Source organism: Pollutimonas bauzanensis (assembly GCF_040393045.1).
GTDB lineage: Bacteria > Pseudomonadota > Gammaproteobacteria > Burkholderiales > Burkholderiaceae_B > Pollutimonas > Pollutimonas bauzanensis_A.
Genome location: NZ_JBEBUX010000004.1, coordinates 63,215 through 70,016, shown reverse-complemented (window position 1 = coordinate 70,016; position 6,802 = coordinate 63,215). Strand labels below are relative to the sequence as shown.

The 6,802-nt window shown below is 53.6% G+C and carries 6 protein-coding genes; 2 read left to right on the top strand and 4 right to left on the bottom strand.

Features of this window, described 5'->3' with window-relative positions; all coding sequences use genetic code 11:
- Positions 1-110: 110 nt before the first annotated feature.
- The 4 genes from ABWO67_RS01400 to ABWO67_RS01385 form a co-directional block, all read right to left on the bottom strand.
- Positions 111-971 carry a LysR family transcriptional regulator gene (locus ABWO67_RS01400; RefSeq protein WP_353146533.1) on the bottom strand — a complete coding sequence of 287 codons (861 nt, stop codon included), beginning with the start codon at positions 969-971 and terminating at the stop codon, positions 111-113.
- Positions 972-984: 13 nt separating this feature from the next.
- Positions 985-1,998, bottom strand: coding sequence for a TauD/TfdA family dioxygenase (locus ABWO67_RS01395; RefSeq protein WP_353146531.1), 1,014 nt, complete (start codon positions 1,996-1,998; stop codon positions 985-987).
- A gap of 72 nt (positions 1,999-2,070) precedes the next feature.
- Positions 2,071-3,669 carry an FAD/NAD(P)-binding protein gene (locus ABWO67_RS01390; RefSeq protein WP_353146529.1) on the bottom strand — a complete coding sequence of 533 codons (1,599 nt, stop codon included), beginning with the start codon at positions 3,667-3,669 and terminating at the stop codon, positions 2,071-2,073.
- A gap of 25 nt (positions 3,670-3,694) precedes the next feature.
- Positions 3,695-4,675, bottom strand: a complete 981-nt coding sequence (locus tag ABWO67_RS01385; protein WP_353146527.1) for a Bug family tripartite tricarboxylate transporter substrate binding protein — start codon at positions 4,673-4,675, stop codon at positions 3,695-3,697.
- A 169-nt stretch (positions 4,676-4,844) separates the two neighbouring features.
- Here ABWO67_RS01385 and ABWO67_RS01380 point away from each other — a divergent pair, with 169 nt between their 5' ends.
- Positions 4,845-5,615 carry an IclR family transcriptional regulator gene (locus ABWO67_RS01380; RefSeq protein ID WP_353146525.1) on the top strand — a complete coding sequence of 257 codons (771 nt, stop codon included), beginning with the start codon at positions 4,845-4,847 and terminating at the stop codon, positions 5,613-5,615.
- Positions 5,616-5,631: 16 nt separating this feature from the next.
- Positions 5,632-6,792, top strand: coding sequence for a CaiB/BaiF CoA transferase family protein (locus tag ABWO67_RS01375; RefSeq protein WP_353146523.1), 1,161 nt, complete (start codon positions 5,632-5,634; stop codon positions 6,790-6,792).
- The last annotated feature ends 10 nt before the right edge of the window (positions 6,793-6,802 follow it).

Below are 6,802 nucleotides of genomic sequence, written 5' to 3'. Positions count from 1 at the left end.
GTACAGCTCGTCATCGACGGCGTCCTGGAAATCGTGCAGAACGGCGCAATGTAATCGGTTCGGGCTGAGTGTTTGGCTATTGTTATAACGGCCGAGCTAAGCACAAGCATCTAGAGAAGACTTGAAAGCCAAACACCCGTGTCGCAAGCATCGTGCGGATAAACAAAGTAGAAGTCAACCTCGGAAGACTCGGGCTTTGTATTAACAACCTCAAGTTCACCCGCAGCGATTTGTTTTGCGTAGCGCGACTTAGGCAAGAGCGCGACACCCTCTCCGCGAATAGCGAGATTGGCCAGGAGGTCCATATTATTCGACGCGATTGTCGCTGAAAATGGTGTTTTTGCCTCTGCGAACCACTGCTTGATCACGGGGTAATGGTGTGACTTATCGCTGAAAGAAAGTATTGGCCATGCCACCAGATCGGACGGCGTAATATCGGTTTTAGGGATATTAAGCGTAGGGCTGGCCATCCACACAAACCTATCCTTCTCGAGCGGTTTACAGATCAGGGAGTGGTCAGCAGGAAGGCCGGCCACAAATGCCGCATCGAGTTTTCCAGCGTGCAATAGCTCAAGCAGGGTCGCTGTCAGATCGACGTGTAAAGCCAGCTTTATCCCCGGGTATTCGGTCCTGATTTTGGATACGACTTGCGGCATCGACGTGGCAGCCAGATGCCCCACGACACCCAGCCGAACTAAACCTGTCAGTTTTTCTTTGTCGCTAATCCGATGCTGCAAGTACTGGGCGAATGAAATCAGTTGGCGGGCCCCTTCCAGAAGGTCGTGGCCCTTTGGTGTTAACTCTGCCCTCTGTATCTTACTTCGACGAAAGAGAGGCACCCCAAAGAAGTCCTCCAGTTCTTTAATACGCGCAGAAATAGTGGACTGGGTAACGTGAAGCTGTTCAGCAGCGGCTGCGAACGAACCTCTCTCGACGATCTGGACAAATGCCTCTAGCTGACGGATATTCATCTAGAGCGCCACATTATCCATTGTAAAAACGCCTGCCATCGCTGCGCAGCCACAGCCGAACCAGGTGCCTGCGTCGTTCCGCTTCCGGATAGTCCGTAAAGCCGGTACGCCGGTGTCCTAACCGCTTGTTATCAACAATTTGAATTTGCCCCGGTTCGAAATAAAACTCGCGAAAGAAGCCTGGCTCTTTCATGATCGCCTCGAACGTGTCCAATGCCTCGCGACCGATTTCATCGAGCTCCACGCCTGCCATGCTATATCCATTGACGATATGCCGATAAGATAGTCGGCACACCAGTTTTCCATCGACAATGTCCAGCAGGGGGTGGCTAAGAACCTGAGGTGCTTTCGGGCTATGTTCCATCTGGCGATTGAAAAGATAGGGTTCAAACAGGCGCTCAACCAGCTCCGGATGCCGTTTCAGCATTTCATTGAATACCGCTTGAAAACTGATTATGCTGCTCACGCCGCCTTCTTTCGCCTTTTGCAGGCACAAAAGCGACACGTAATCTGGCGGACAAACGTTATAGCTGTTGTCGGTATGGAAATTCTGCTCCAGGCTGGTGACATCGGGTCTAACCCCATTCCCGGGTTTCACGCCAGAATCCTTCACATCGTAGATGAGCTTCCCATCCCAACTCTGGGCGACCGGGCGCGATAAAAGCTGCATTAACGTCCAATAAACTTTCGTTGCTTCATCCCTTGTATAGTCTTCCATGGGCAGACGATCTATGATTACAAATCCCACGCCATCTTCTAGAATCGTACGGCAATGTTCCATTAACGTTACGCACTGTCGCAGTTCAAACATGGCCGGATCAAGAAACTCGATCGGCAATGGGTTTTCCCGTAGCTCGTGAACAAGGCCCCTGATTTCTTCCAGTGTTTCGGCGTCAAGCGTCAGAATTCCATCGCTGGGATCCAACATCGCGTTTGTCCAGGCGATTTGCCCAGGAACTGGGTTTTGCGGTATTTCTGCCCTGGGGGTGGACGAATCTTGTTCTAAAACTCCATTTTGCACCAGCATAACTTTCTCCTTTGATTCTGAGTGATCAGGTAAGCCCAGTCTATTTTTTATTGTCTTCCCGCACCAAACGAATTATTTTGAGCTAACCATATCGAAATTTTCGATATGCCCAAAGGCCTTTGCTTTCTGGCCCAGTTGAGTTCCTATGCGTTGCGCCTGTGCATGAGCGAGGCGGGCGTTGACGTCCATCGAAAGAGTCCAGAAATACGTACCGACTGCTAGGCTACCCAGCAGAGATATGCTGCTCTGCACTTCGCCGTTGACGTCCATCAGGCATCCAGTGGCGTAGTCAAGGCGAACACCACCAAACGGATCAGACGAGGCATAACCGGATCGAAGCAGTTGACTGACCAAATCGTCTTGAGTGCTTGATGGATCAAGGGAAAAGCTGGTGGCGTTGACAACGTAATCGACTTGCAGCGAATCTGGCATAGGCAGTTGGGCTTGAGCAACCGCAGGTCCGTTCAACTGAATGTGGAACGTCCGAGAGGTCTCGTCATAGCGGCAACCATTAAAGCCGGACGACACATTCAATGTACCCTGTCTGAAATAGCGCTGAAGCTTGAGCGCGTTCTGAAGCGGAAATGTCGCGCGCCGTGCCATCCATAACGAACGCCACGTCTGGTGATAGGTTCGACGCTCTTCTTCAGATAGAAGCTGCCATACCAAATCGATGACGTCATTACTGGCGCTACACACTACCTGCCAAAGACGCTCTTGCCTTTGCGAAACCTCGATTTCGTGATCAAGTGCCTCGCGCGCTGGCAAATTTGGTCCTAAAACATCGGCCATATCCAGTCGTCCTCCCAGAGTCTCCACGTGAGAAGCCAGCAGCGAAAAGAAGTGCTCTAGGGTCAGTACGCCCCCGTTCGCCTCGGCCAGATTCCAAACATCTTTCGACGTCAGTTTGCTGCTGAGGGTTGTGCGGTTTTGCGCGCTACGCACCGAGGGAAGGCGCCCGTTCCTGGAAAAGCAGGTAACCATGCCTCGATGGCCGGCTTCCTTAAGAGCGACAATGGCATCCACAGCACTCAGGCTTGACCCAATAATGCCAACCGTCGCGTCCGGTTCGATATGCTCAGCCAGCTTTCTGACGGGATAAGGGTCGTTAAAGTAATGCGAATGCCCTTCAAGCGCAGGGAAAGTCGTAGAGGCTAGATTGCCATTACACAATACGACACGGCTTGTGATGTAGCAATCGCCATCGCCGCACAGAACTCGCCACGCACCGTTCTCGGTCTTCTCCGCGCCGATGGCGCGCTGTTCGACATGCCGGATCACAATGCCGCTAGCCTTGCCTTCACGAACCGCTTCCTGATAGACATTTTCCATGTAGCGACCGAACAATGGACGGGGCAGGAAAGAATTGCTGTCAAAGTCACCCACATCAAAATGAGCGCGAGCCGACCGCGGCTGCGCCTCCAGCCATCGCTGGAAGTGGGCCTTGTCGTCGGCGTAAGCGCTCATGTTCCTGACAGGTATGTTCAGAAGGTTTGTAGGAAGATCTTCGTCATACGCGTTACCTGCTCCGGGCCGACTGCGAGGCTCGAACAGCAGAACGGTAATTGGTTTTCCTACGACTCTTTCCTGTTGCCGCAAGCAACTTACCAATTGCGCCAAAAACGAAACGCCTACCGAGCCTCCGCCAATAACCGCTATATCCGCCAGCATACCCATACCTCTCCAACCCAAGTGATTAGTCGATCCCGGCGCGTTCAATCACCTCTCCCCAGACCGCGACCTCACTAGCAAGCGCCTCGTCCGTTTCAGCGGGAGATGTGGGCTGTGCGACTGCCCCCTGCACCAATAGTGCGTTCTTTACATGATCGCTCTGCGCGATTTGCCCCATCGCATTCGAGATTTTGGCGAGTATGTCGGCAGGGGTGCCTTTGGGCGCCATAAGCGCGTAGCGGGTACTAAGATCGAAGTTCTTCACACCGGATTCCTTGAGCGTTGGAACGTCCGGCAGTTGCGGAACCCGGCTCGCCGTTGTGACGGCAAGGAAACGGACTTTGTCACTTTTTATATGCGGCAAGAGCGTAGGCGTGGTTTCAAACACGATGTCCACCTGGCCTCCCAAAAGATCGGTCATTGCTGGGCCACTACCCTTGTACGGTACGTGTAGCAACTTAGTATCCGTCTCGAGCTGGAACTTTTCACCTACCATGTGCTGCGACGACCCTACTCCCGCCGAACCAAAGGTCAGCGTGCCCGGTCCTTGCTTTGCAAGCGCAATAAGTTCCTGAATGTTCTTTACGGGCAAAGAAGAACGCACAACGACAGCAAGCGGTGTCGACGTGCCCATGGAGATTCCTGCAAAATCCCCTGGAAATTTATATTTCGGATCTCGTCCCGGCAGTTTCGAATTGATGGCATGGCTGCCCACGGCACCCATTAACAAGGTGTACCCATCGGGCGCGGACGAGGCGACATACTGAGCCCCGATATCGCCGCCAGCCCCTGCTTTGTTTTCAACGACCACCGGCTGGCCCAGGAAAGCACCCAGCCGATCCGCATAAAGCCGCCCTGTGAAATCCGATGCCCCGCCGGGCGGGTATGGAACGACCATGCGAATAGGCTGAGTAGGCCAACTTTGAGCAAAGGCGGTAAGGGTGGTGGCTGCAGTGAGCAGTGCGCCTGCGAGTACCTTGCAGACAGCTTTCGTCGATGTCTTCATTTATGTCTCCTCTATTTAGTCCCAATATTTAGGACTGCTGTTTTAAAAAATTGATTTTTTGTAGCTTGGCATATATACTTAAACCCGTCAATAGCATTGAATTACCTTTCAAAACCTTATTTATGCCAAGTTATATAAGACTTAATTCCTATATGTTAGGAATGCTCTGATGGACAAAACCCTATTAAAAGGTCTGATGGTCCTTGAGTCAGTCAGCAGGCTGGAAGGCCGGGCGAGATCCTTGGAAGACATTGCCGAGCGGGTCGGACTTACTCGAAGCAACGCGCATCGCACGCTGCAAACGCTGACACACGCCGGCTACATCGTTCGTGATCCAGAATCCGGCGGCTACCGATGCACACTGAAAATGTTCGAGTTAGGCGCACAACAGCTGGCTTCGATGGACGTACGCACGCTTGGCGCCCCATTCTTAAGGTCACTGGCCCATGAAACGGGCGAGACGGTACACCTGTCTGTCCTTGAAGGCCTTGATGTGGTGTATGTCGATAAGATAGAAAGCCCTCAACCGATCAGGGCCTATTCTGTTATAGGCGGACGCGCTCCAGCCTATGCCGTCGCCACTGGCAAAGCACTGCTTGCATTCCAACCGGTTGACTACATTTCGCAGTACGAGAACCTGCTGCAAAAACATACCTCGGCAACGCGAACTACGCTGGATCTCCTGCGACAAGAGCTCGATCAAGTCAGCCGCAGCGGTTACGCCATTAACCGTGGAGAATGGCGGGACGGTGTCGGCGGAGTGGCTGCGCCAGTATTCAGCGGGCTTGACCGCCCCGTCGCGGCGCTTGGTATATCGGGACCACTCGATCGCCTCACAGAGGATCGCATGCACGAGACTGCCCAGCTTGTCATGGACGCAGCGCAAGCGCTATCAAGACAAATGGGCTACCAGGGCGCTTACGCCAAAATTTCTACATAATTTTTTCAGGAAAAATATGAAACAAGAGTCCACACTTAGCGGCGTCAAAGTCATTGAGATCTGCAACGTGGCAGCCGGTCCTTTCTGCGGCCTGCTACTTGCGGACATGGGGGCCGATGTGGTCAAAATCGAGCAGCCGGACACTGGCGACACTTTGCGAAGCTGGGCTCCCATTACAAAAGGCTACAGCGAAAATTTTGCTTCCCTGAACCGCAATAAGCGGTCAGTCACGTTAAACCTGAAAAATGAAAGCGACAAACAGCTTGCACGCCAACTTATGGCGGAAGCCCACATCGTCCTCGAGAACAACCGCCCCGGCGTGATGGATCGCCTAGGCCTGGGCTATGACGCCATCAAAGCCCTGAACCCAAAGTTGGTCTACTGCTCGATCTCAGCGTACGGACAGTCGGGTCCGCGAAGCCAGGAAGGCGGCTTTGACCTTACTTTACAGGCCATGAGCGGACTCATGAGCGTTACCGGCGAGGTGGGCGGCGCCCCAGTCAAGTGCGGCGTACCCGTCTGCGACTTTACGGCCGGCCTGTATGGCGCGTTCGCCATTGTCTCGGCCCTACGCGCTGCCGAAAAAGAGGGAGAAGGCACACACGTTGATATCTCTATGCTAGGGGCGACCCTTGGCATCGCCGCCCTGCAGACGTCCCAATACTTCGGCACCGGAACCGATCCCGAAAAACTAGGGTCGGCGCACCCACGTAACGCACCCTATCAGGTGTTTCGTTGCAAGGACGGCTACTTCGGCATGGCGGCCGGCAACAATTCACTGTGGCAGTCGGTGTGCCAGGTTATAGGCAAACCGGAAATGGCAGAAGATGCGCGCTTCACGTCTCCAACTTTGCGCGCGGGCAACCAAGACACACTGCGCGAAATTCTTGAAGAGATATTTGCGAATGAAGACGCCAACGCCTGGTTGGCGGCTTTCCGCAAAGCGGGGGTTCCGTGCGCACCTATTAATACCTATTCGGACGTGCTGAAAGACCCGCAAGTCGCGCATATGGACTGGGTACAGCCGCTCACGCTACCCAATGGCGTTGAAACACAAACCTTCGCCTCCCCTATCCGATTTTCTGGCCGTACCAGCACTATCGCTCGTCGCCCCCCTGCGTTGGGGGAGCATAATGAAGAAATTCTCGGTCGGGTAATGCCTTCCATGGAGGCTTGATATGTCTGCA